The organism is Micromonospora sp. CA-269861 (assembly GCF_050948505.1).
Taxonomy (GTDB): Bacteria; Actinomycetota; Actinomycetes; order Mycobacteriales; family Micromonosporaceae; genus Micromonospora.
Window position 1 is genome coordinate 5758665 of record NZ_CP192014.1, and the last position, 21149, is coordinate 5779813.

Annotated in this window: 22 protein-coding genes; 11 read left to right on the forward strand and 11 right to left on the reverse strand. The window is 70.9% G+C overall.

Annotated elements, in window-relative coordinates; translation table 11 throughout:
- Nucleotides 1-7 precede the first annotated feature (7 nt).
- From ACQP0U_RS26335 to ACQP0U_RS26350, 4 genes are read right to left on the reverse strand one after another with little or no spacing between them, the layout of a single operon-like run.
- Nucleotides 8-1489 carry a 2-hydroxymuconic semialdehyde dehydrogenase gene (locus ACQP0U_RS26335; protein ID WP_433321149.1) on the reverse strand — a complete coding sequence of 494 codons (1482 nt, stop codon included), beginning with the start codon at nucleotides 1487-1489 and terminating at the stop codon, nucleotides 8-10.
- Nucleotides 1490-1512: 23 nt separating this feature from the next.
- A complete protein-coding gene (locus ACQP0U_RS26340; protein ID WP_433312067.1) occupies nucleotides 1513-2850 on the reverse strand; it encodes an FAD-dependent oxidoreductase in 1338 nt (445 codons plus the stop codon).
- A complete protein-coding gene (gene kynU / locus ACQP0U_RS26345) occupies nucleotides 2847-4154 on the reverse strand; it encodes a kynureninase (RefSeq protein ID WP_433312070.1) in 1308 nt (435 codons plus the stop codon). Before kynU ends, ACQP0U_RS26340 begins: the two co-directional genes overlap by 4 nt.
- A 20-nt stretch (nucleotides 4155-4174) precedes the next feature.
- Nucleotides 4175-5077, reverse strand: a complete 903-nt coding sequence (locus ACQP0U_RS26350; RefSeq protein ID WP_433321152.1) for a tryptophan 2,3-dioxygenase — start codon at nucleotides 5075-5077, stop codon at nucleotides 4175-4177.
- A 147-nt stretch (nucleotides 5078-5224) separates the two neighbouring features.
- On the opposite strand from ACQP0U_RS26350, the gene ACQP0U_RS26355 reads away from it, so the two are divergent.
- The 3 genes from ACQP0U_RS26355 to ACQP0U_RS26365 all read left to right on the forward strand — a co-directional run bounded on the left by ACQP0U_RS26355 (nucleotide 5225) and on the right by ACQP0U_RS26365 (nucleotide 7209).
- A complete protein-coding gene (locus ACQP0U_RS26355) occupies nucleotides 5225-5689 on the forward strand; it encodes an Lrp/AsnC family transcriptional regulator (protein ID WP_433312073.1) in 465 nt (154 codons plus the stop codon).
- A gap of 143 nt (nucleotides 5690-5832) precedes the next feature.
- Complete coding sequence (locus ACQP0U_RS26360; protein WP_433312075.1) at nucleotides 5833-6357, forward strand: hypothetical protein; 525 nt, start codon at nucleotides 5833-5835, stop codon at nucleotides 6355-6357.
- A gap of 75 nt (nucleotides 6358-6432) precedes the next feature.
- Nucleotides 6433-7209: a class F sortase gene (locus ACQP0U_RS26365; protein ID WP_433321155.1), complete on the forward strand. Its 777-nt coding sequence runs from the start codon at nucleotides 6433-6435 to the stop codon at nucleotides 7207-7209.
- Here ACQP0U_RS26365 and ACQP0U_RS26370 read toward each other — a convergent pair.
- Complete coding sequence (locus ACQP0U_RS26370) at nucleotides 7152-7976, reverse strand: MerR family transcriptional regulator (protein WP_433312077.1); 825 nt, start codon at nucleotides 7974-7976, stop codon at nucleotides 7152-7154. The genes ACQP0U_RS26365 and ACQP0U_RS26370 overlap by 58 nt on opposite strands.
- 3 nt (nucleotides 7977-7979) lie before the next feature.
- Here ACQP0U_RS26370 and ACQP0U_RS26375 point away from each other — a divergent pair, with 3 nt between their 5' ends.
- Nucleotides 7980-9563 carry a DUF6194 family protein gene (locus ACQP0U_RS26375; protein ID WP_433312080.1) on the forward strand — a complete coding sequence of 528 codons (1584 nt, stop codon included), beginning with the start codon at nucleotides 7980-7982 and terminating at the stop codon, nucleotides 9561-9563.
- Nucleotides 9564-9578: 15 nt separating this feature from the next.
- Here ACQP0U_RS26375 and ACQP0U_RS26380 read toward each other — a convergent pair whose 3' ends face one another.
- A complete protein-coding gene (locus tag ACQP0U_RS26380; protein WP_030333470.1) occupies nucleotides 9579-10115 on the reverse strand; it encodes an HNH endonuclease in 537 nt (178 codons plus the stop codon).
- A 258-nt stretch (nucleotides 10116-10373) separates the two neighbouring features.
- A complete protein-coding gene (locus ACQP0U_RS26385; RefSeq protein WP_433312083.1) occupies nucleotides 10374-10832 on the reverse strand; it encodes an ArsI/CadI family heavy metal resistance metalloenzyme in 459 nt (152 codons plus the stop codon).
- 94 nt (nucleotides 10833-10926) lie between these two features.
- On the opposite strand from ACQP0U_RS26385, the gene ACQP0U_RS26390 reads away from it, so the two are divergent.
- From ACQP0U_RS26390 to ACQP0U_RS26415, 6 genes are all read left to right on the forward strand, one after another.
- Nucleotides 10927-11298 (forward strand): ArsR/SmtB family transcription factor, encoded by a 372-nt coding sequence (locus tag ACQP0U_RS26390; RefSeq protein WP_433312086.1) that lies wholly within the window; start codon nucleotides 10927-10929, stop codon nucleotides 11296-11298.
- On the forward strand, nucleotides 11295-12029 hold the full coding sequence (locus ACQP0U_RS26395) for an aquaporin (protein ID WP_433312089.1): 735 nt from the start codon (nucleotides 11295-11297) through the stop codon (nucleotides 12027-12029). Before ACQP0U_RS26390 ends, ACQP0U_RS26395 begins: the two co-directional genes overlap by 4 nt.
- On the forward strand, nucleotides 12026-12433 hold the full coding sequence (locus ACQP0U_RS26400) for an arsenate reductase ArsC (protein WP_433312091.1): 408 nt from the start codon (nucleotides 12026-12028) through the stop codon (nucleotides 12431-12433). The genes ACQP0U_RS26395 and ACQP0U_RS26400 overlap by 4 nt, the downstream gene beginning before the upstream one ends.
- A gap of 154 nt (nucleotides 12434-12587) precedes the next feature.
- Entirely contained in the window at nucleotides 12588-13631 is a 1044-nt protein-coding gene (locus tag ACQP0U_RS26405) for a mechanosensitive ion channel family protein (RefSeq protein WP_433312094.1), read from the forward strand.
- A gap of 232 nt (nucleotides 13632-13863) precedes the next feature.
- Complete coding sequence (locus ACQP0U_RS26410; RefSeq protein ID WP_433321158.1) at nucleotides 13864-15249, forward strand: MFS transporter; 1386 nt, start codon at nucleotides 13864-13866, stop codon at nucleotides 15247-15249.
- A 124-nt stretch (nucleotides 15250-15373) separates the two neighbouring features.
- Nucleotides 15374-15802, forward strand: a complete 429-nt coding sequence (locus tag ACQP0U_RS26415; protein WP_433312097.1) for a globin — start codon at nucleotides 15374-15376, stop codon at nucleotides 15800-15802.
- Between the two features lie 21 nt (nucleotides 15803-15823).
- On the opposite strand, the gene ACQP0U_RS26420 is transcribed toward ACQP0U_RS26415, so the two are convergent.
- From ACQP0U_RS26420 to ettA, 4 genes are all read right to left on the reverse strand, one after another.
- Nucleotides 15824-16408: a YbjN domain-containing protein gene (locus tag ACQP0U_RS26420; protein ID WP_030333460.1), complete on the reverse strand. Its 585-nt coding sequence runs from the start codon at nucleotides 16406-16408 to the stop codon at nucleotides 15824-15826.
- A 131-nt stretch (nucleotides 16409-16539) separates the two neighbouring features.
- Nucleotides 16540-17283, reverse strand: a complete 744-nt coding sequence (locus ACQP0U_RS26425; protein WP_433312100.1) for a hypothetical protein — start codon at nucleotides 17281-17283, stop codon at nucleotides 16540-16542.
- Entirely contained in the window at nucleotides 17280-17726 is a 447-nt protein-coding gene (locus ACQP0U_RS26430) for an acyl-CoA thioesterase (protein ID WP_357366480.1), read from the reverse strand. Before ACQP0U_RS26430 ends, ACQP0U_RS26425 begins: the two co-directional genes overlap by 4 nt.
- Before the next feature lie 12 nt (nucleotides 17727-17738).
- Complete coding sequence (gene ettA, locus ACQP0U_RS26435) at nucleotides 17739-19415, reverse strand: energy-dependent translational throttle protein EttA (protein ID WP_433312102.1); 1677 nt, start codon at nucleotides 19413-19415, stop codon at nucleotides 17739-17741.
- A 317-nt stretch (nucleotides 19416-19732) separates the two neighbouring features.
- Here ettA and ACQP0U_RS26440 point away from each other — a divergent pair, with 317 nt between their 5' ends.
- The gene (locus ACQP0U_RS26440) at nucleotides 19733-21133 is read left to right on the forward strand and encodes an alpha,alpha-trehalose-phosphate synthase (UDP-forming) (protein WP_030333449.1); all 1401 of its coding nucleotides are present in this window, start codon (nucleotides 19733-19735) and stop codon (nucleotides 21131-21133) included.
- Nucleotides 21134-21149: the final 16 nt, after the last annotated feature.

The window sequence follows — 21149 nt, forward strand, 5'->3', positions numbered from 1 at the left end:
CTACGGCTCACGACAGGTCCACGCAGACGTTCGTGAGTTCGGAGTAGAAGTTCAGCGAGTGCACGCCGCCCTCGCGACCGATCCCGGACGCCTTCACCCCGCCGAACGGGGTACGCAGGTCACGCAGGAACCACGTGTTGACCCAGACGATGCCGGCGTCGAGCCGGGCGCCGGCCCGGTGCGCGACGCCCACGTCCCGGGTCCACACTGTCGCCGCCAGGCCGTACTCGGTGCCGTTGGCGAGGGCGTACGCCTCGTCCTCGGTGTCGAACGGGGCGACGTGCACCACCGGGCCGAAGATCTCCTCCCGGTTGGTACGGGCGTCCGGGGCGAGCCCGGTGAGCACCGTCGGCTGCACGTACGACCCGCCGTCGCGGGCGTCGCCGAACGTGGGCGCGCCGCCGCCGGTGAGCACCTCGGCGCCCTCGGACCGGGCCAGCTCGTACGCGCCGAGCACCTTCGCGCGGTGCTGGTGGGAGATCAGCGGCATGGTGGCGGTGGCCTCGCCGGTCGGCCAGCCGTACGCCAGCTCGCCGGCCCGCTTCGCCAGCCGGGCGGTGAACTCCTCGAAGACCGGGCGCTGCACGTAGATGCGCTCGGTGCAGAGGCACACCTGCCCACCGTTGGTGAAGCTGGAGCGCACCGAGCCGGCCACCGCGGCGTCCAGGTCGGCGTCGGCGAAGACCAGGCCGGCGTTCTTGCCGCCGAGCTCGAAGCTGACCGCCTTCACCCCGTCGGCGGCGGCCCGCATGATCGCGCCGCCGGTGGCCGACTCGCCGGTGAAGGTGATCGCGTCGACACCCGGGTGGCGGGTGAGGAACTCGCCCGCCGAGTCCGGTCCGAAGCCGTGCACCAGGTTGAACACGCCCGCGGGTACGCCGGCGGCGGCCATCACCTCGGCGAGCACCGTCGCCGAGGCGGGGGTCTCCTCGCTGGGCTTGACCACGACGGCGTTGCCGCAGGCCAGCGCCGGGGCCACCTTCCAGGTGAGCAGCAGCAGCGGCAGGTTCCACGGCACGATCACCGCGACCACGCCGACCGGCTTACGCAGCGCGTAGTTGAGCGCCCGGCCGCCGGTCGGGGTGACCGTCGTGAACGACTCGGTGGGTGCGGTCGCCACGATCTCCGCGAACGCCCGGAAGTTCGCCGCGCCGCGCGGGATGTCCAGCGTGCGGGCCTGGGCGATGGACTTGCCGGTGTCGGCGACCTCGGCGGTGACCAGGTCGTCGAAGCGACGCTCCAGCTCGTCGGCGACGCGGCGCAGCACCTCGGCGCGCTCACGCTCCCCCATCCGGCCCCACGGCCCCCGCAGTGCCGCCCGGGCGGCGGCCACCGCGTCGTTCACTGTGGACCTGGACGCCTCGTCCACCGCGAAGACCTGCTCCCCGGTGACCGGGCTGGCCTTGGCGAACGTCGTTCCGCCGTCGACGAACTCGCCGGCGACGAAGTTGCGCAGCCGCTGCGGGCCGTCCGGCGCGTGGCCGGCCATCAGTCGCGGATCCCAGTTGCCGGTCATGCCCGCCCCCCTCGGCTCAGTGCCGCGCCGATCGCGCCGACCAGCAGCAGCGCGGCCCCGCCGACGACCGCCCCGAGCACCCGGTGCTGTCGGCGCACCCGGCGGCGAACCTCCGCGTACGGGGTGGTGGAGAACGACACCAGCTCGTACTGGGAAACGTACCGGCCGGGCAGTGCCCGTTCCAGTGCGTGCTCCACCCGCCGCCGGGTCTGGAAGACCGGGGAGGCGACCTTGTCCCGCATCTCGACGAAGTTGGTGAGCGCCATCGTCGCGATGGCCTCGGCGTTCTCCTGTCGGCGCCGCTGGAACAGCGGCAGCGCCGCCAACCAGTCGTCGGCGCACTCGTCCAGGCAGCGGTCCAGCTCCACCACGTCCTCGAAGGCGCAGTTGGCGCCCTGGCCGTAGAACGGCACGATGGCGTGGGCCGCGTCGCCGAGCAGGCCGACCTTCCCGTTGACCTGCCAGGGAGTGCAGCGCACGGTGCCGAGCACGCCCACCGGGTTGTGCTGGTAGTCGTCGACCAGGTTCGGGGCCAGCGGCACCACGTCCGGGTAGTGCTCGCTGAAGTGCCGCTCGATCTCCGCCGGGCTGGTCAGCGAGGCGAAGCTGCCGGCACCGTCGTTGGGCCAGAACAGCGTGCAGGTGAAGGAGCGGTCCGGGTTCGGCAAGGCGATCATCATCGAGGTGCCGCGTGGCCAGATGTGCAGCGCGTCCGGGTCCAGGGCGAAGTCCCCGCCCAGCGGCGGAATCGTCAGCTCCTTGTAGCCGTAGTCGAGGAAGTCCACGCTCTCGTCCAGCAGTCCGTACGCCAGCAGTTGCCCGCGCACCGCGGAGCCGGCACCGTCGGCGCCGAGCACTACCGACGCCTTCGCCGCGACCGGGCCCTGCGGGGTCTCGAAGCTCAGGGCGCCGTCGGTCGGGTCGAGCCCGACCAGCCGGTGGTCGAAGACGACCCGCACCCCGGGCAGCGCGGCGGCCTCGTCCAGCAGGGCGTTGTTCAGGGCACCCCGGCTGATCGAGTTGATCGCCCGGTCACCTGCCGCGCTGTACGACTGGAACTGCTGCTCGCCCTCGACCGGGTGGATCATCCGGCCGCGCATCGGCAGCGCGTCGGTCATCACCTGCTCGTCCAGCCCGATCCGGCGCAGCGCGTCCAGGCCGCGCTCGGAGAGCGCCAGGTTGATCGAGCGACCGCGCTCGGCGGTGCCGGCACGCGGGTCGGAGCGGCGCTCGTAGAGGGCCACCGGGTAGCCACGCCGGGCCAGGAAGCAGGCCGCCAGACAGCCGGCCAGCCCGGCACCGATGATCGCGATCTCGTCGCGCCGAGCGGTCATGCGGTCGCCCCCACCGTCGCGGCGAGCGCCGCCGCGGCCCGCCAGCAGTCGAGGTACGTGGAGTACAGCGGCACCGGGGCGAACCGGACGACGTCCGGTTCACGGGCGTCGGCGATGACCCCGTGTTCGTACCGGAGGCGTTTGGTCAGCTCGGCGGCGCTGCCGGACCCGATGCGCACGGAGAGCTGGCAGCCCCGGCGGGCCGGGTCGCGCGGGGTGACCACCCGCAGCGGCCGACCGGCCGTCACCTCGTCGAACAGCGACTCCAGCCAGCCGGTGAGGCGCTGGCTACGCGCGCGCAGTGCGGTCATCCCCACCGCGTCGAACAGCTCCAGCGAGGTACGCACCGGACCCATCGCGAAGATCGGCGGGTTGGAGATCTGCCAGGCCTCCACAGTGGCCGGTGGCCGGGACACCGGCGTCATCTCGAACCGGGTGGCCGCCGCGGTGCTCCACCACCCCTCGAAGCGGGGCAGGTCCGCGTCGCCGAGGTGCCGCTCGTGCACGAAGACTCCGGCCAGGGCACCCGGGCCGGAGTTCAGGTACTTGTAGGAGCACCACGCGGCGAAGTCGACGTCCCAGTCGTGCAGGGCGAGCGGCACGTTGCCGACCGCGTGGGCCAGGTCCCAACCGACCACCGCGCCGGCGGCCCGGCCGGCAGCCGTGATCGCCGGGATGTCCAGCAGTTCGCCGGTGAGGTAGTTGACCCCGCCGAGCAGCAGCAGGGCAACCTTGTCGCCCTCGGCCGCCAGGTAGTCGGTCACATCCTCGGTGCGCAGGGCGTCCTCACCCGCGCGCGGACGCAGCCGGACCACAGTGTCGTCCGGGTCCAGGCCGTGGAACCGGGCCTGGCTGCGCACGGCGTAGCTGTCCGAGGGGAACGCGGCGTCCTCGATGACGATGCGGGTGCGCGCCCCGGCCGGTCGGTAGAAACTCACCATCAGCAGGTGCAGGTTGACAGTGAGCGAGTTCATCACCACGGCCTCCGCGGGCCGGGCGCCGACGAGTCGCGCGGCCGGCCCGGTCAACAACTCGTGGTACGGCAGCCAGGCGCGCTCCGCCTCCAGATGCCCCTCCACGCCGAGCCGCCCCCACGCGTCCAGGTCGGCCAGGAGTTCGTCGCGGGTGGCCCGTGGTTGCAGGCCGAGCGAGTTGCCGGCCAGGTACGCCGACTCGGGGTGGTCGCCGCCGTCGGCCGGCGGCACGTGGAACAGGTGCCGGTGGCCCGGGTCGGCCTCGTCGCGGCGATGCGCTTGCGCTTCGCCAGCAGCGAAGCCCGGCAGCTCAGCTTCTGGGGTCGTCATTGCTTCTTCTCGCTCTCCGGTCACATCGCGGTGCGGGCCGACCACAGCTCCGGGAAGACCACCCGGGCCATGCTGCGCTGCAACCACGCCAGGCCGGCGGAGCCTCCGCTGCCGACTTTGGCACCCATCGTCCGCTGCACCGCCTTGACGTGGTTCCAGCGCCAGTCGCCGAACTCCTCGGCGACAGCGCTCAGCGCCTCGCCGAGCAGCCGCAGGTGGTTGTCCGGGCCGGCGTCATCGTAGATCCGTACCCAGGCCGCCTCGACCGACGGCTGCGGGTCGTGCTCGACCGCCACGTCCCGCTCCAGCAGGTCGGCGGGGAGGTCGAAGCCGCGACGGGCGAGCAGGGCGAGCACGTCGTCCCAGAGACTCGGGGTGGCCAGCCCGGCGGTCAGCGCGGCGTACACCTCGGTCTGCCGGCGGAACGGGCGGATCAGCGTCGGGTCACGCAGCCCGAGCAGGAACTCCAACTGCCGGTACATGGCCGACTGGAAGCCGGACGCCTCGCCGAGCAGATTGCGGAACCTGTTGAAGTCGGCCGGGCTCATCCAGCGCAGGCCCTGCCAGGCGGCGTTGAGCCCCTCCAGGTGCAGCTTGGCTCGGCCCAGCGGGGCCAGCGCCTCCCAGATCTGGTCGGCGCGGATCAGCCGCTGGGTCTCCCGCAGCTCGTGGCAGGTCAGCCCGAAGTACAGCTCCATGATCTGACTGACCATCAGGAAGGACATCTCGCCCGGGTCGCTGCTGAGCGGGTGCTGCATCTTGTGCAGGGCGCTGGCCTGCACGTACGCGTCGTACGGCACCATGTCGGCGAACTCCAACGTCGGCTCGCCACCGGTGCGCGCCGCCTGCGCGGCACGCTGCCCCGGGGTCACCGGTTGCACCGTGGCGTGGCGGTTCGGCGCCCGCCGCTCCGTCTGATCCACCATCTCGTCTCCTCCGCCGGACTAGCCGAGGCCATGATCTCGCGGTCGGATCGGCCTACGGAATGCCGAATCAACGGCTCTCGCCGCCTTCTCCTGGCAAACCAAAGGCAACTAGGCGAAGTCGGTTCACGAAAGTAAGGTCTGAGCGTGGACGACATGGACTGGGCGCTGCTGCGCGAGTTGCAGGCCGACGCGCGGCTCTCCTTCAGCGAGTTGTCCCGGCGGGTGCACCTGTCACCACCGTCCGTCGCGGAGCGGGTCCGCCGACTGGAGGAGACCGGGGTCATCACCGGCTACCACGCCCAGGTCGACCTGACCCGCGCCGGCCGTACCGTGGTCGCGCTCATCCGGATGTCCTGCTACGGCGCGCGCTGCATCCTGCACGACCCGGCGGTGGCCGGCTGGCCGGAGATCCTGGAGATCCACCGGATCACCGGGGACGCGTGCAGCGTCCTGAAGGTGGCGGCCGGCTCGATCGGCGCGTTCGAGGGGGTCATCGACCGCCTCGCCCCGTACGGCCAACCGTCGAGCACGATGGTCCTCTCCTCCCCGCTGAACTGGCAGCCCATCACCCCCCTCCCCGCCCCCAACCCCACCCCCCGCCCGCGTTGACCCCGCTCTCCCCTCCCTCCCGCGATCTTGCGTTTTCTGGGGTGGGGGTGGGGTGGGGGGCGGGTTTGCCTCTGGGGCAGCGGGAAAGCAGCGGGCGTGCCCAGGGGAGGGTTCCGGCGGTCGTCGCCGGTTGGGGGGAAATCATGCAGGGAATCCGCACGATCAACCGCGCGCTCTCGTCCGCACTGACACTGGTGGGGCTGGTCGGGGCGTTCGTCCTGTTGTCTGTCGCACCGGCGCGAGCCGGCGAGAACGTCTTCGTCGAGGTGACTCCGAACAGCGCCCAGGCCGGCAGCCGGGTCAGCATCAAGGCGAGCTGCGACAACGACAACAACAACCGGCAGTCCAGCGTGCACTCCGACGCGTTCGGGCACGTGCAGCTCAAACCGGACAGGGGCTTCCTGACCGCGCAGGCCACCATTCCGCGTGACAAGCCGGCCGGTGACTACCCGGTCGACCTGCGCTGCGACAACGGTCAGACGTCGTCGACCACGGTGACAGTGCTGAACATGGCCTCACCCAGCAAGGGCCCGGCGACCGGTGGCGGCGGGATGGCCGGCGGTCGCGGCACCGGCTCGCTGCTGGTGCTCGGCGGCGTGGCGTTGGTGGCCACCGCGATCGTGCTCGGGATGGCCGGCGGCCGACGTCGACCGGGAGCCGGCTCCTGAGCCGGATCACCAATGACCCGCAGATCCGCGCGTGCGCGGCCAGATCGCCGCGCCCGCCTCCGGGCCGGGCCGGCGCTGCGTGCGTCCGGCCGGCTGGTGGCCCGCGTGTCCGGGCGGCTGCGCCGGGTCGCCGGGCAGGCGGTGTCGGCCAGCGTCACCACCACCGATCCGGCCGCCCGCCCGCTGCCGCCGAGGCGTCCGGCCGGGCCGCCGTTGGCCCGACACCGTTTCGGTACGAGCCCCGGGTTGCCGGTGCTGGCCATCGCCGCGCTGATGGTGCTGATCGTGGCGATGCTCGGCGTCGAGCAGGTGACCGGAATGAGCCTGCTGCCGGACCGGCTCAGCGCCGGCCTGCGACCGCCGCCGAAGAAGTTCCCGGTGCTCCCGGCCAGCCATCCGACCGGCCTCGCCATCGACAAGATCGACGTGCAGGCTCCCGTACACGACGTGGGCATCGCCCCGGACGGCACGATCGCCGTGCCGGACGCGGCCCGCGCCCAGGAGGCCGGCTGGTACGACCAGGGGCCCACCCCGGGCCAGTACGGTCCGGCCGTGATCGTCGGGCACGTCGACACCACCAGTGGGCCGGCGGTCTTCCACAAACTCCGCGAGCTGCGCTCCGGTGACGAGATCGAGGTCACCCGCACCGACCAGCGCGTGGCGGTCTTCGAGGTGAACTCGGTGGAGAAGTTCGACAAGGGCCGACTGCCGGTCGACGAGGTGTACGGCGACTTCAGCCGCCCGAGCCTCCGACTGATCACCTGTGGCGGCCAGTGGGTCGGTGGCGAGACCGGCTACGCGGACAACGTCGTGGTCTTCGCGTCGCTGGTCAAGGCGCGTTCCGGTGGCTGACAGGCGTCGACGTACTCGGCGAGCCGGGCGGCAGCGGTGAGCATGGCCCGGCCTCGCTCGGTGAGCCGTTGCCGCCACTGACGCAGCGAGGCGGCGAGTGGTTCGGCGCCGCCCGCGTCGCGCACTCGACGCAGCACGTCGGCGATGTGGTCGAGGCGGTACCCGCCGCGCCGCAACAGGTGGGCGAGTTCGGCGTCGCGGACGTCGTCGGGACGGTAGAGCCGGTAGTGGGTCACCGGGTCACGGACCGGCTGCAACACCCCGGCCCGCTCCCACTTGCGCAGCGTGGCCGGCTGCACACCGAGCCGGTGCGCCAGCACGCTGACCGGCACAGCTCTCCGGCTCTGCGGTTGCGGTCCCGTTCCGGTGAGCGTCGCCACCGCCGTCTCGACCGCGTCCAGGGTCTCCCGATCGCGCTGGAGCTGGGCATGGCCCTGGTCGATGGTGCGCAACGCGGCGTCGACCCCACCCCGGTTGACGGCGCGCATGATCTCGCCGCTGGCCGCATAGCCGTGACCCGGGATCAACGCGAGGTAGGCACTCAGCGCCTTGACGTGCAGTTCGGTGAAGCGCCGGTAGCCGTTACTGGTGCGCTGCGCCGGCGGCAGGACGCCGTCTCGTTCGTAGTTACGGACGGCCTGTGCGGAGAGACCGTGGGCGCGCGCGAGGTCGACCGGTCGGCGTAACCCTGGGTTTGAAGGTTTTGTGGCCGTCACCGTGCTCCACCGCTCGTGAGTCTCAAACGCTGGTTCAACGATACGGTTCATGGAATGCCACCTTTTCTCGACCTGCTGGCGGTATCCCCCGACCTGCTCGCGCTCGGCGAACCGACGCATGGTGAGTCCGCCTTCCCTCAGCTCCGCAACGAGGCCTTCCTGTCGCTGGCGGAGCACGGCTACCGCTCGATCGCCGTGGAGAGCGACCGGGCGGCCGGGCTGATCGCCAACGAGTTCGTGCAGGGCGTCGCCGCCGTGACGCTCGACCGTGCGCTCGCCGAAGGGTTCAGCCACGACTTCGGCGCGGCCCCGGCCAACCGCGACCTCCTGCTGCGGATGCGGGAGTGGAACGCCGGACGGCCGGCGGCCGAGCGACTGACGTTCCACGGCTTCGACGCGCCGGTGGAGTTGGAGAACGCCCCGAGTCCGCGCCACCACCTCAACCAGGTCTGCCTCTTCCTCGGTCTGGACCGGTCCGCCGAGATCGACGACCTGGTCGGCGACGAGGCGCTGTGGAGCGACACGGCCGCGATCTGGGAACCGGGCCGGTCAGTCGGGCGCTCGACCGACGCCCAGCGACTGCGGGTGCTCGCCGACGACCTGCTGACCGAGTTGTACCTGCGGGCGCCGCAGAGGTCAGTGGGCTGGCCGGCGGCATTCGTGCACGCCACCGCCGCGGTCGCGTTGCTGCGGTACCACGCCGCGGCCGCCGCGCCGCTGGCCCAGGAGGAACGCTTCGCCCACCTGGCTGCCGTCCGGGACGCGCTGATGGCCGAGAACCTGCTCGCGATCCGATCGGCCGAGGCACACCGCGGGCCCACGCTGGTCTTCGCGCACAACACCCACCTCCAGCGCCACCAGAGCACGATGACGCTTGCCGACGTGCAAGTGGCCTGGGCCGGCGCCGGAGCGATCGTCGCGGCGCTGCTGGGCGACCGGTACGCGGTGATCGCCGGCAGCCTCGGCGCGAGCCCGGCGCTCGGCATCGGACCGCCGGACCCCGCCACCTACGAGGGCGGACTTCAGCAGGAGGCCAGCACTCCTCGCTACCTGCCGGCGTCGGACGTCGGAGCGGCCGAGCAGCGGACGCACGACTACCGCTACTTCCCGCTGGACCGGGCCACCATCGAACACGCCGACGTGCTCCTGCACGTCCCGACCGGCGTCGACGCGGCGATGCTCGCCGATCGGATCGTCGCGCTGCCCGGCGTCGAGCAGGTCGTGGCGAGCGAGGAGGACGGATCACCCGAGGCGGCCTGGGGCGACAGGTTCTTCCTCGTCGGCCCGGACCGCCGCCAGCCGTTCGCCACAATCGTCGAGCACGACGTGCCCGGCTTCGACGAGGCCGCACAGCTGGACCGCCCCGGTGTCTTCCGCCTCAACCTGGACCTGGGCCGGGCCGAGTTCGAGCGGCTGTTCGGCTTCCCGCCCAAGGCATTCGAGCAGCACCGGCACGAGTTCGACTTCGCCCGACTGGACACTCTCGTGCCGCACCCGGGCTACGCGCAATACGGCTTCGCGAGCATCGTCATGCCCGGTCCGCAGTTGCTGCCCGAGATCGACCGGCTACTCGCGATCGCGTACCGCCGAGCGGTCGACCGCCACGAACGCGCAGCGCGCCGGGCAGCCCAAGCCTGAGCACGCCCTGCGGAATCAGGCGGCCGCCTCCGGCTCCCGCAGATCCAGCCAGTCGGCCCAGCGGGGGTCGGGGGCGCGGTGCCCGAGCACCCGCCAGGCGGTGCCCTTCGGTGCGGCCGGCAACGCGTGTAACCGCCACCCCATCTCGGCAGGGGTCTTGTCACCCTTGGTGTGGTTGCACCGTGCGCACGCGGCGACCACGTTCTCCCAGGCGTGCCGGCCACCCCGGCTGCGCGGAAAGACGTGGTCGATGGTCTCGGCCGGACCCCGGCAGTAGGCGCACCGCCACCCGTCCCGGGCGAAGATCGCCCGCCGGGACAGCCCGACATGCGTTCGGTACGGCACCCGGACGAAGCGGGTCAGCCGGACCACTGACGGCACCGGGAGCGCGTCCCGGGCGCTGTGCAGGATGCCGTCACCATCAGCGACGCAGACCGCCTTCGCGGAGAGGACGAGGATCGCGGCGCGACGCACCGACACGACACACAGCGGCTCGTAGGTGGCGTTGAGGACCAACGCGCCGGAGCCCACCGTGGGTCGTATGTCAGGCATCGCGCTCACCCTCCCGGTTCAGCGGCTGCTGGGGACCGCCGCCGACCGGGGCCGGGCACAACGGCCCACACGGTCGACGCCGGGCCGATCACCGACGTCCGTTGCGCCAATAGTCCCTGATCGGACCCCGGATTGCACGTACTAATCCCGCATGGGGTATGAGGATCATCCACAACCGGGCGGATCGCTGGCCCGGCCCGGGAGAACCGCCGCCGCCCCCGCCCTCCGGATCGAGAAGCGGGGGCAGCGTTCTGACGTCTAGCAGCAGCTACCGGCGGCCCCGGCGGTGGCCGGCTCCTTCTCGGCGGCGGGTGTGCAACAGGCGCCTTCGGCGGCCTTCTCCAACTGGTCCGAGTCGGCCTTGACGGTGTAGACCTCCCAGGGCTCGTCACCAGGGCCGCGCACCCACACCTTGTCCTGGAGGGCGTAGCAGCACTCGGTGCTGTTCTCCTCCAGGGTGATCAGACCGGAGTCGGTGAGGCGCCGGGTGGCCGCGTTGACGTCGTCGGTGCTGAACACTTCGACGCCCAGGTGGTCCATCACGGTGGGCTGGTCGGGCTCGCCTTCGAGCAGGACGAGCTTCAGCGGCGGGTTCTCGACGGCGAAGTTGGCGTAGCCGGGTCGGCGCTTGGCGGGCTCGACACCGAACAGCTTGGAGTAGAAGGCGACGGAGCCTTCGAGGTCGGACACACGCAGGGCGAGCTGTACGCGGGACATGACTCTCCTTCCAGGTCTGGCGGATGCTTGTCTTGATGCTTTTCGAAACAGGACCCACGTTGCGCCCTGTTTTGAAATCTGTCAACCTAGAGGAATGTCGAAACAAGCCCTGGCGGTGGTGAACCTGGACGCGGTTGCCTGTTGCGCGCCGATCGCGGTTCGTCCGATGGACAACAACCAGGCAGCGGTGGTCGCACCGATGTTCAAGGCCCTGGGCGACCCGGTCCGGCTACGGCTGATGTCGATGATCGCCTCGGTGCCGGAGATGTGCGTCTGCGATCTGACCCCCGCGTTCGAACTGTCCGGGCCGACCATCTCCCATCACCTGAAGGTCTTGCGGGAGGCGGGCCTTGTCGAGTCCGAGCGACGCGGCACCTGGGTCTGGTACCGGGTCCGCCCGGATGCGTTCCGGCAACTCCGCGCGCTTCTGGACCTCCCCGCCACCTCCGCGGAGGCCACCGCGTGAGCCTGCTGGCCCGTCGCGCGTCGGCGGAGTTCGTCGGTACGGCTCTGCTCGTCGCCGCTGTCGTCGGTTCCGGGATCGCCGCCGCCCGGCTCTCACCCACCGACGTCGGGCTCCAACTCCTGGAGAACGCGATCGCCACCGCCTTGGCGCTGGGCGCGTTGATCCTGACCTTCGGGCCGGTGTCGGGCGCGCACTTCAACCCGATCGTCTCCGTCGTCGACTGGTGGCTCGGCCGTCACACCGGCAGCGGCCTGACCGCCGGTGATCTCGCCGCCTACGTCGCCGCCCAGGTCTGCGGCGCGCTGACCGGGACCGTTCTGGCCAACCTGATGTTCGACCTACCAGCCGCCACGTGGTCAAGCACCGACCGCATCGGCGCGAACCTGTGGCTGGCCGAGATCATCGCCACCGCCGGCCTGATCGTCCTGATCTTCGCCCTCGCCCGCACCGGCCGCGGCACTGCCGCTCCGGCCGCCGTGGGTGCCTACATCGGTGCCGCCTACTGGTTCACCTCGTCCACCTCATTCGCGAACCCCGCCGTCACCATCGGCCGCGCACTCACCGACACCTTCGCCGGAATCGCCCCCACGTCCCTGCCCGGCTTCGTCGGCGCCCAGCTCGTCGGCGGCCTGGTCGCCGTCGCCGCCCTCGCCGCCTGGTACCCCGACGCCGAGGACTCCGCCGACGCCGTGGTCGTGCCCCACCTCGCCCAGGAGACAGAAGCCCGATGACCGACAGGCCCAGCGTCCTCTTCGTCTGCGTCCACAACGCCGGGCGCTCCCAGATGGCCGCCGGCTGGCTCCGACACCTCGCCGGCGACACCATCGAGGTTCGCTCCGCCGGCAGCGAACCCGCCGACCAGATCAACCCCGTCGCCGTCGACGCCATGCGCGAAGTCGGCATCGACATCACCGGACAGACCCCGGCCCGGCTCACCTGGGACGCCGCCCAGGGCAGCGACGTCATCATCACCATGGGCTGCGGCGACGCCTGCCCCGTCTTCCCCGGCAAACGCTACGAGGACTGGAAGCTCACCGACCCTGCCGGTCAACCCCTCGACGTCGTCCGCCAGGTGCGCGACGACATCAGGACGAGGATCACCGAACTGCTCGCCAGCATCCAACCGAACCGCTGAGCGCAACGCCCCCGCGCTCGCCCTCGGCTCCTATGGTCACGGGCATGATTGACAAGCTGTCCGCTGCCACCGTGCGCCACCGGCGCGCCGCGCTGCCCGGTCACCCGGCCGGTGGGTCGGCGGCGGGCCCTCGGGCTCCTTACGGTACGAAGACATGGTGAGTGCCGCCAGCGTGACGCCCCTAGCCCTGTCCAACACCGAATCGGTGAACTGCCAGGGCAGCACCTCCTGCGAGTGGATCTACGACATCACCAGGTCGGCCTGGTTCGCCGAGGGAAGTTACTGGATCCTGCTCAAACCGCTCCGGGTGCTGCTGATCGTGGCACTGGCGATGGTGGCCCGCTGGGCGCTGCACCGGACGATCAACCGGCTGGTCCGCACGACCACCGACGGTGCGGTGCCGACGATGCTGCGGCCGCTGCGCGAGCGGGTGCCCACCGCCGCGGTCGACCCGGCCGAGTTCGTACCCGAGCGGCGGCGGCAGCGGGCCGAGGCGATCGGGTCGGTGCTGCGCAGCCTGACCACCGCGTTCGTCTTCGGCATCGCGCTGCTGATGATCCTGCGCGAGTTCAGCTTCGACCTGGCTCCGCTGCTGGCAAGTGCGGGGATCGCCGGTGTCGCGCTGGGCTTCGGTGCGCAGAGCCTGGTGAAGGACCTGATCGCCGGCCTCTTCATGCTGATCGAGGACCAGTACGGCGTGGGCGACAATGTCGACCTGGGCGAGGCGATGGGCGTGGTCGAGGCGGTCGGCCTGCGGGTCACCACAGTGCGCGACGGCCGCGGCGTGCTCTGGTACATCCGCAACGGCGAGATCATCCGGGTGGGCAACAAGAGCCAGGGCTGGGCCCTCGTGGTGGTCGACCTGCCGATCGGCTTCAACAGCACCGAGGAGGCGACGGCGGTTCTACGGACCGCGGCCGCCTCGGTTGCCATGGATCCAGAGCTGTCGCCGGAGATCGTGGAGGCGCCCGAGGTGCTGGGTGTCGAGCAGGTGACTGTGGACGGCGCGGTCATCCGCACCGTGGTGAAGACGACCGCGGACGGGCAGTTCGCGGTGGGCCGGGAGCTGCGTCGGCGTCTGGCGGAGGCGCTGGAGAATTCGGGGATCACCGCGCAGATCGCGGCCGCCCGCATCTATCCCGGTCTGTCGACCCGGCCGTTGCCCGAGGGTGAGACAGGTCAGGGCGGCGCCACCTGACTTCGCGACGCTGTCCTGTAATTCAGGGGTCGCGATCCGGCCGGCCCCTCGGGTATCGTCCGTTCGTTCAGTCGGGGAGGCGACGAACGACCCGTTCGACCTAGCTAGTTGTCAGACGATCGGGCAGAATCCGGAGCACGCGTTCCCACCAAAGCGTGATCACATCCTCGCTGATCCGTAGATCTGACGAGAGCTTCCGGCCGTGCTGCCACGAGCGGCCGAGCCGGGGCCGATGGAGGCGACGGTGCCTGACGAGCGACCTTCCGCGGAAGGCCCCGCCACATTTCGCGAAGTGTTCGCCCAGCACGAGTTCCGGGCTGTGTTCGTGGCCGGCGCGCTCTCCTGGGTCGGCGACTACGTCGCGAAGGCCGCCGTCACCCTGCTCGTCTATCAGCAGACCGAGTCCGTCGCGCTGTCCGCGGCTGCCTTCGCGGTCAGCTTCCTGCCCTGGCTGCTCGGCGGTCCCGTGCTCGCCGCACTCGCGGAGCGGTACGCGTACCGACGGGTGATGGTGGCGTGTGACCTCATCCGCATGGCGCTGATGCTGCTCATCGCCATTCCCGGCCTGCCCTACCAGGCGGTGCTGGTGCTCATCTTCGCCGCCACGTTGGCCAACCCACCGAGCCAGGCGGCGAAGTCCGCGCTGATTCCGCAGTTGCTCACCGGGGACCGGCTGGTGGTGGGGCTGTCGCTGAACAGCAGCGTCGGGCAGGCCGCCCAGGTCGTGGGGTACGTCTTCGGCGCCGCTGTCGCTGCGATCGACCCGGAGGTGGCGCTGCTGTTCAACGCGGCCACGTTCGGTCTCTCGGCCCTGCTGGTCCGCCTCGGTGTGCGCAACCGTCCGGCGGTGATGAACCCGGCGCACCGCAGCCACCTGCTGCGGGAGACTCGCCAGGGGTTCGGCATCGTGTTCCGTACGCCGGTGCTGCGGGCCATCGCGGTGCTGGTGTTCAGCGCGATGCTCTTCTCGATCGTCCCCGAGGGGCTGGCCGCGGCCTGGGCCAACGAGGAGGGCCGCGGGGCCGTGAGCGCGGGCACCGCACAAGCGGCGATCATGGTGGCCAACCCGGTCGGCTTCATTCTCGGCGGGTTGCTGGTGAGTCGCCTGTTCGGGCCGGCTCGCCGGCTGAAGCTGATGCGACCGCTCGCGGTGCTCGCCCCACTGGTGCTCGTGCCGGTGCTGTTCGACCCCCCGCCGCTGGTGGTCGCGCTGCTCGCCGCGCTCTGCGGGTTCGCGGTGGCCGGCATGCTGCCGATGGCGAACGGGTTGTTCGTCCAGGCGCTGCCGAACGGGTTCCGGGCCCGCGCCTTCGGTGTGATGGCTACCGGTGTGCAGGTCATCCAGGGTCTCGCGGTGCTGGTCACCGGGGTGCTCGCCGAGCGGTTCCCCATCCCGATCGTGGTCGGGGTGTGGAGCGCGGCCGGGGTGGTGCTGATGACGGTGGCCGCGCTGAGTTGGCCGGACCGGCAGACGGTGGACGACGCGATCACTGCCGCCTCGGTGGCCAACGCCGATCCGCCGCCCTCCGGACCGGACGGGCCGGCCAGCGACGGCACTGTGGGAGGCACGTCCGACCCGCATGCCGGTAACGGCCACCGCCGGCACGCGGTCACCTGACCCGTCGGCCGGACGCCGACCCGAGCGGGCCGGGTGCCCGGCATTCGGGGACGTCGAACCGGCGTGATCCGACGCACGCCGTGCGGGTCGGGTGGTCACCGGGCGCACCTGGCAGGATGGAACTGTGACTTCCGCAGGCGAATCCGACCGTCCCGGTGCGTCGATGACCCTCTTCGAAGCGGTCGGCGGCGAACCCACCTTCCGCAAGCTGGTCGACGAGTTCTACGCCGGCGTCGCCACCGATCCCCTGCTGCGGCCCATGTACCCGGAGGAGGACCTGGGCCCGGCCGCGGACCGGATGACCCTCTTCCTGATGCAGTACTGGGGCGGGCCGAACACGTACTCCGCCCAGCGTGGGCACCCGCGGCTGCGGATGCGGCACGCGCCGTTCCGGATCGGCGCTGCCGAACGGGACGCCTGGCTGCGGAACATGCGCCGCGCCGTGGACCGGCTCGACCTTGAGCCGGAGATCGCCGTCACCCTCTGGGACTACCTGGAGCGGGCCGCGTACTTCATGGTCAACGCCGAGGACGACCCGGCCAACGCCGGCTGACCCGCCCGACCGGAAACGGCGTCAGAGCAGGGCGCCCTCGTCGTGCAGCCAGTCCACGAAGCTGGTCGCGACCGCCGCGCCGCAGTCGAGCATCTCGACCAGGAGCGCGTCGTGGGTGCCGGCGCCGAGCGGCACCTGAAGCTCGGCGTAGATCGGCAGTTGACCGCGTTCGGTCGGGTCACCGATGTACGCCTTGCAGAACCGGCGGGTGTGGTTCCACTCGTTGACCACCCGGTACGCCCGGTCGGCCCAGTCCGGCGGGACCGTGGCGTGCGGACGTGCCCGCATGACCAGGATCTCGTCTTCCGGGCCTTCGAGGGTGACCAGCACAGCGTGCCGCTCCCACATCGCCAGCAGGTTGCCGTCGCCATCGGCCAGGTAGCGCACGTCGAGCAGATCGAGTGCGTCACAGACCCGGCGCAGACTCACCGGCTCGACGGTGGCGGGCATCTCGGTCAGCACGGGCCGCTCGTTGGACGGGCAGTCATCCCCCGGCTGGCGAGGGCTGGGCGGCCCGATCCGGACCGCGCTATCGACTGTGATCCCGCTTCGGGTTTCCGGATCGCCGCCGTCGGCGGGACCGGGGCGCCATGACCACCACGGCATCGCTCGCGCACCTCACTCCCCAGCGGATCCACTCGCCTACGGTGCGTTGGATCCGAGGATGGACGGTACCCGGACAGCCGGGTTGAAGCACCCCCCCAACGACCGCCCCTGACCAGAAGAATGACCCGGGGTCATCCGTTCGGACGAGCAGTGAGGGGTGTCACGGCAAGATCCGTGGCCTTCTGCAACCACGCCGCTCCGTGCGGTCCCACCAGACCGACCCAACGACCCGCCACCCGCACCTGAACGGTGTTCGCTCCCTCGCCGGCCGCCGAGCCGTCGGCGGTGCCGAGGAAGCCCATCCGGACCACTCCCTGCACCAGCCGCTGCGGCACCTCGACCGGCGCGGCGGGCGTCCCGTCCGGGGTGATCAGCACCGCCACGTGGTCGAGCAACGCGTCACGCAGGGCCCGCTGGCCCACGGCACGGCCGGCGACACCCTCCTCGCTCGCCGTCCGCAGGGTGCCGGCCGCCGCGTCCGCGATCCGTCGCACCTCGGCAGCGGGCAGCGCCTCCACCTGGCGGCTCCGCGTCGGCGGCAGCGGCCACCGCCACTGGGCGTCCCGGCGGGTCGGCCGGGCCGTGCCGCCCCGCTCCAACTCGGCGAGCAGCTCCGCGGCTGCCACCGTGACGTCCTCGGCGACACCGTCGGCCGGCCCACCGGCAACCGTCCGGACCACCAGAACCTGCCACGGCAGCCGGGCCCACAGGGCGACCCGGCCGGGTGCGCCGGCCGGCCGCAGCCGGACCGGCGCGACCGGATCCAACCGGACCAGCCGGGCCAGGAAGGCGCCCGCGTCCGCCACCCCGGCGACACCATGCGTGGACGCCGACCCCGCGACCCGGCCCGGCTCAGCGGTGCCCGGCCGGGTCACCCCACACCGCCCTGCGGCGCGTACGTGAGCAGGAAGTCCCGTTCCTCGGTGGTGATCCGCCGGGGCACCTGCCGGGTCAGGTCGAACGGCACCAGCACCGAGCGGGCACGACTGGCCAGCACCTCGCCGTCGTACAGCTCGTAGGCGACGGTGAACCGGGAGGCCCGGATCTCCTCCACCCACAGCTCGATCCGCACGGTGGGCGCCGCCTCCGCGGTGGCCCGGCCGAGCGCGTAGTCGACCGGGCGCAGGTAGTCGACCTCGTGCCGGCGGATCACCACGCCGTCGGCGAACGACCCGACTCCCCAGGCCCGGCCGCCGGCGAACATCAACGCGACCCGCGCCTCCTCGTACAGGGTGAGGAAGCGCGAGTTGTTGACGTGGCCGTACGCGTCCAGGTCGGACCAGCGCAGGGTGCAGTGGTAGACGAAGCGGTCAGACACCGTCTCGGCCGGTCAGTCGCGGGTCAGCTTGCGGTAGGTCACCCGGTGCGGCCGGGCGGCCTCGGCGCCGAGACGGTCGATCTTGTTCTTCTCGTACGCCTCGAAGTTGCCCTCGAACCAGAACCACTTCGCCGGGTCCTGGTCGTCGCCCTCCCAGGCCAGGATGTGCGTGGCGACGCGGTCCAGGAACATCCGGTCGTGCGAGATGACCACGGCACAGCCGGGGAACTCCAGCAGCGCGTTCTCCAGGCTGGACAGCGTCTCCACGTCCAGGTCGTTCGTCGGCTCGTCGAGCAGGATGACGTTGCCGCCGATCTTCAGGGTCAGCGCCAGGTTGAGCCGGTTACGCTCACCGCCGGAGAGCACCTTCGTCGGCTTCTGCTGGTCCGGGCCCTTGAAGCCGAACGCGGCGATGTACGCCCGCGACGGCATCTCGACCTTGCCCACCATCAGGTAGTCCAGACCGTCGGAGACGACCTCCCAGACGGTCTTGTCGCCGTTGAGGCCCTCCCGGTTCTGGTCGACGTACGACAGCGAGACCGTCTCGCCGACCCGGACCGACCCGCTGGTCGGCTCCTCCAGCCCGACGATGGTCTTGAACAGCGTGGTCTTGCCGACGCCGTTGGGGCCGATGATGCCGACGATGCCGTTGCGCGGAAGCGAGAACGACAGGTTGTCGATCAGCAGCCGGTCGCCGAAGCCCTTGCTGAGCTTCTGCGCCTCGATCACCGTGCTGCCCAGGCGGGGGCCCGGCGGGATCTGGATCTCCTCGAAGTCCAGTTTGCGGGTCTTCTCCGCCTCGCTGGCCATCTCGTCGTACCGGTCCAGGCGGGCCTTGGACTTGGTCTGCCGGGCCTTGGCGTTGGAGCGGACCCAGTCCAACTCCTCGGTGAGGCGCTTCTTCATCTTGGCGTCGCGGCGGCCCTCGACGGCCAGCCGGGCGGCCTTCTTCTCCAGGTAGGTGGAGTAGTTGCCCTCGTACCCGATCGCCCGGCCGCGGTCCAGCTCCAGGATCCAGCCGGCCACGTTGTCGAGGAAGTACCTGTCGTGCGTGATCGCCATGACGGTGCCGGCGTACTTCGCCAGGTGCTGCTCCAGCCAGGAGACGCTCTCCGCGTCCAGGTGGTTGGTGGGCTCGTCGAGCAGCAGCAGGTCGGGCGCCTCCAGCAGCAGCTTGCAGAGCGCGACACGGCGCCGCTCACCACCGGAGAGCTGGGTCACGTCGGCGTCCGGCGGCGGGCAGCGCAGCGCGTCCATGGCCAGTTCGAGCTTGGAGTCGACGTCCCAGGCGTCGAGGTGGTCAAGCTCCTCCTGGAGCTTGCCCATCTCCTCCATCAGCTCGTCGGAGTAGTCGGTCGCCATCTGCTCGGCGATCTTGTTGAACCGCTCCAGCTTGGCCTTGGTCTCGGCGACCGCCTCCTCGACGTTGCCGAGCACGGTCTTGGCCTCGTTGAGCGGGGGCTCCTGGGCGAGCATCCCGACGGTGTAGCCGGGCATGAGTCGGGCCTCGCCGTTGCTCGGCTTGTCCAGCCCTGCCATGATCTTGAGGAGGCTGGACTTGCCGGCGCCGTTCGGACCGAGCACACCGATCTTGGCCCCCGGCAGGAAGCTCAACGTGACGTTGTCGAGCACGACCTTGTCGCCGTGCGCCTTGCGCGCCTTTTCCAGGACGTAGATGTACTGGGCCACGGTGCGGGCTACCTCCGTCGGTTGCTGTCGCTGATCGGCGGCGCGGCGCGGGCTGTCAGATCCGCCCGCCGCCGCCGGCCGGGAGCCGGCCACACGCACGCCATCGTCAATCCTGACAGGTACGGCGCGCTTCGCCCACATCACCCCGCCTCAGGAGTACGCGAGAGTGCCGGGAACCACCGGCTGTCGACAAGATCACCTTTAGGATTCGGCCAGACCGAGGCGGGTAGGAGACTCCGGCACGGGGCACAAGACGCCGCAGCTACGCTCAGTACGCTCATCGCGGTGGACCCGTCAGTACCCGGAGGTGGCCGATCGTGACCGTCCGTAGCTCCTTTGTCGTAGTGGCGAACCGTCTGCCGGTCGACGAGGTGAGCACACCCGAGGGCCGGCAGTGGCGACGCAGCCCTGGGGGGCTGGTCACCGCGCTGCATCCCGTGCTCGCCGAACACAAGGGCACCTGGGTCGGCTGGGCCGGTGGCACCGGCGCGGCCCCCGAGCCGTTCGACCTGGAGGGCATCCGGCTGCACCCGGTCCCGCTCAGCGCCGAGGAGCTGGAGCGCTACTACGAGGGCCAGTCCAACGCGACGATCTGGCCGCTCTACCACGACGCGGTGGAGACACCTGCCTACAAGCGCCGCTGGCGGGAGGCGTACCGCCTGGTCAACGCCCGGTTCGCGGAGGCCGCCGCCGACGTGGCCGCCGAGGGCGCGACGGTCTGGGTGCAGGACTACCAGCTCCAGTTGGTGCCGGCGATGCTCCGTGAGCTGCGCCCGGACCTGCGGATCGGGTTCTTCCTGCACATCCCGTTCCCGCCGATCGAGCTGTTCATGCAGATGCCGTTCCGCACCGAGATCCTGCGCGGTCTGCTCGGCGCCGACCTCGTCGGTTTCCAGCAGCGGCTGGCCGCGCAGAACTTCGTCCGGCTGGCCCGGCACCTGCTCGGGCTGCGCTACGAGGGCCAGATGATCCAGGTCGACGGTCGGCAGGTGAAGGCGGGCGCCTTCCCCATCTCGATCGACACCCAGGAGATGGAGCGGATGGCCGCCGATCCGGCGATCCAGGCTCGGGCCAAGCAGATTCGCGCCGAGTTGGGCGACCCGAAGACGATAATCCTGGGCGTGGACCGGCTGGATTACACCAAGGGCATCGAGTTGCGGCTCAAGGCCTTCCGGGAGCTGCTGGCTGACGGAAAGTTGACAGTTCCCGACGCGGTCATGGTTCAGGTCGCCACCCCCAGCCGCGAGCGCGTGGAGCACTACCAGGCACTACGGGTCAAGGTGGAGCGCGAGGTCGGTCGGATCAACGGCGAGTTCGGCAGGGTCGGCGTGCCGGCGGTCCATTACCTCCATCAGTCGTACAGTCGCAGTGAGCTGGCGGCGATGTACGTTGCTGCCGACGTGATGATGGTGACCCCGCTCCGAGACGGAATGAACCTCGTGGCGAAGGAATACGTAGCATCACGTGCCGACCAGGGTGGAGCGCTCGTACTCAGTGAGTTCGCCGGCGCCGCCACCGAGCTTCGCCAGGCATTTTTGTGTAACCCGCACGACCCGGACGCGGTCAAGGACGCCCTCCTCCGGGCAGTGCACGTGGAGAAAACCGAGGCACGCCGCCGGATGCGGACAATGCAACGTCACCTGCGTACCCACGACGTGGGCCACTGGGCCAAGTCTTTCCTCTCGGAGCTCGGAGTTCCCGAGGCGGAGGCCGAGTGAACACGTCCGTCAACGA

Coding starts and splice junctions, on each gene's coding strand:
- ACQP0U_RS26380 (WP_030333470.1), bottom strand. CDS start 10,115: ATGCCTGACATACGACCCACGGTGGGCTCCGGCGCGTTGGTCCTCAAC.
- kynU (WP_433312070.1), bottom strand. CDS start 4,154: ATGACGACCCCAGAAGCTGAGCTGCCGGGCTTCGCTGCTGGCGAAGCG.
- ACQP0U_RS26405 (WP_433312094.1), top strand. CDS start 12,588: ATGGTGAGTGCCGCCAGCGTGACGCCCCTAGCCCTGTCCAACACCGAA.
- ACQP0U_RS26340 (WP_433312067.1), bottom strand. CDS start 2,850: ATGACCGCTCGGCGCGACGAGATCGCGATCATCGGTGCCGGGCTGGCC.
- ACQP0U_RS26385 (WP_433312083.1), bottom strand. CDS start 10,832: ATGTCCCGCGTACAGCTCGCCCTGCGTGTGTCCGACCTCGAAGGCTCC.
- ACQP0U_RS26420 (WP_030333460.1), bottom strand. CDS start 16,408: ATGCCGTGGTGGTCATGGCGCCCCGGTCCCGCCGACGGCGGCGATCCG.
- ACQP0U_RS26390 (WP_433312086.1), top strand. CDS start 10,927: ATGTCGAAACAAGCCCTGGCGGTGGTGAACCTGGACGCGGTTGCCTGT.
- ACQP0U_RS26375 (WP_433312080.1), top strand. CDS start 7,980: ATGCCACCTTTTCTCGACCTGCTGGCGGTATCCCCCGACCTGCTCGCG.
- ACQP0U_RS26335 (WP_433321149.1), bottom strand. CDS start 1,489: ATGGCCGGCCACGCGCCGGACGGCCCGCAGCGGCTGCGCAACTTCGTC.
- ACQP0U_RS26400 (WP_433312091.1), top strand. CDS start 12,026: ATGACCGACAGGCCCAGCGTCCTCTTCGTCTGCGTCCACAACGCCGGG.
- ACQP0U_RS26370 (WP_433312077.1), bottom strand. CDS start 7,976: ATGAACCGTATCGTTGAACCAGCGTTTGAGACTCACGAGCGGTGGAGC.
- ACQP0U_RS26410 (WP_433321158.1), top strand. CDS start 13,864: ATGGAGGCGACGGTGCCTGACGAGCGACCTTCCGCGGAAGGCCCCGCC.
- ACQP0U_RS26360 (WP_433312075.1), top strand. CDS start 5,833: ATGCAGGGAATCCGCACGATCAACCGCGCGCTCTCGTCCGCACTGACA.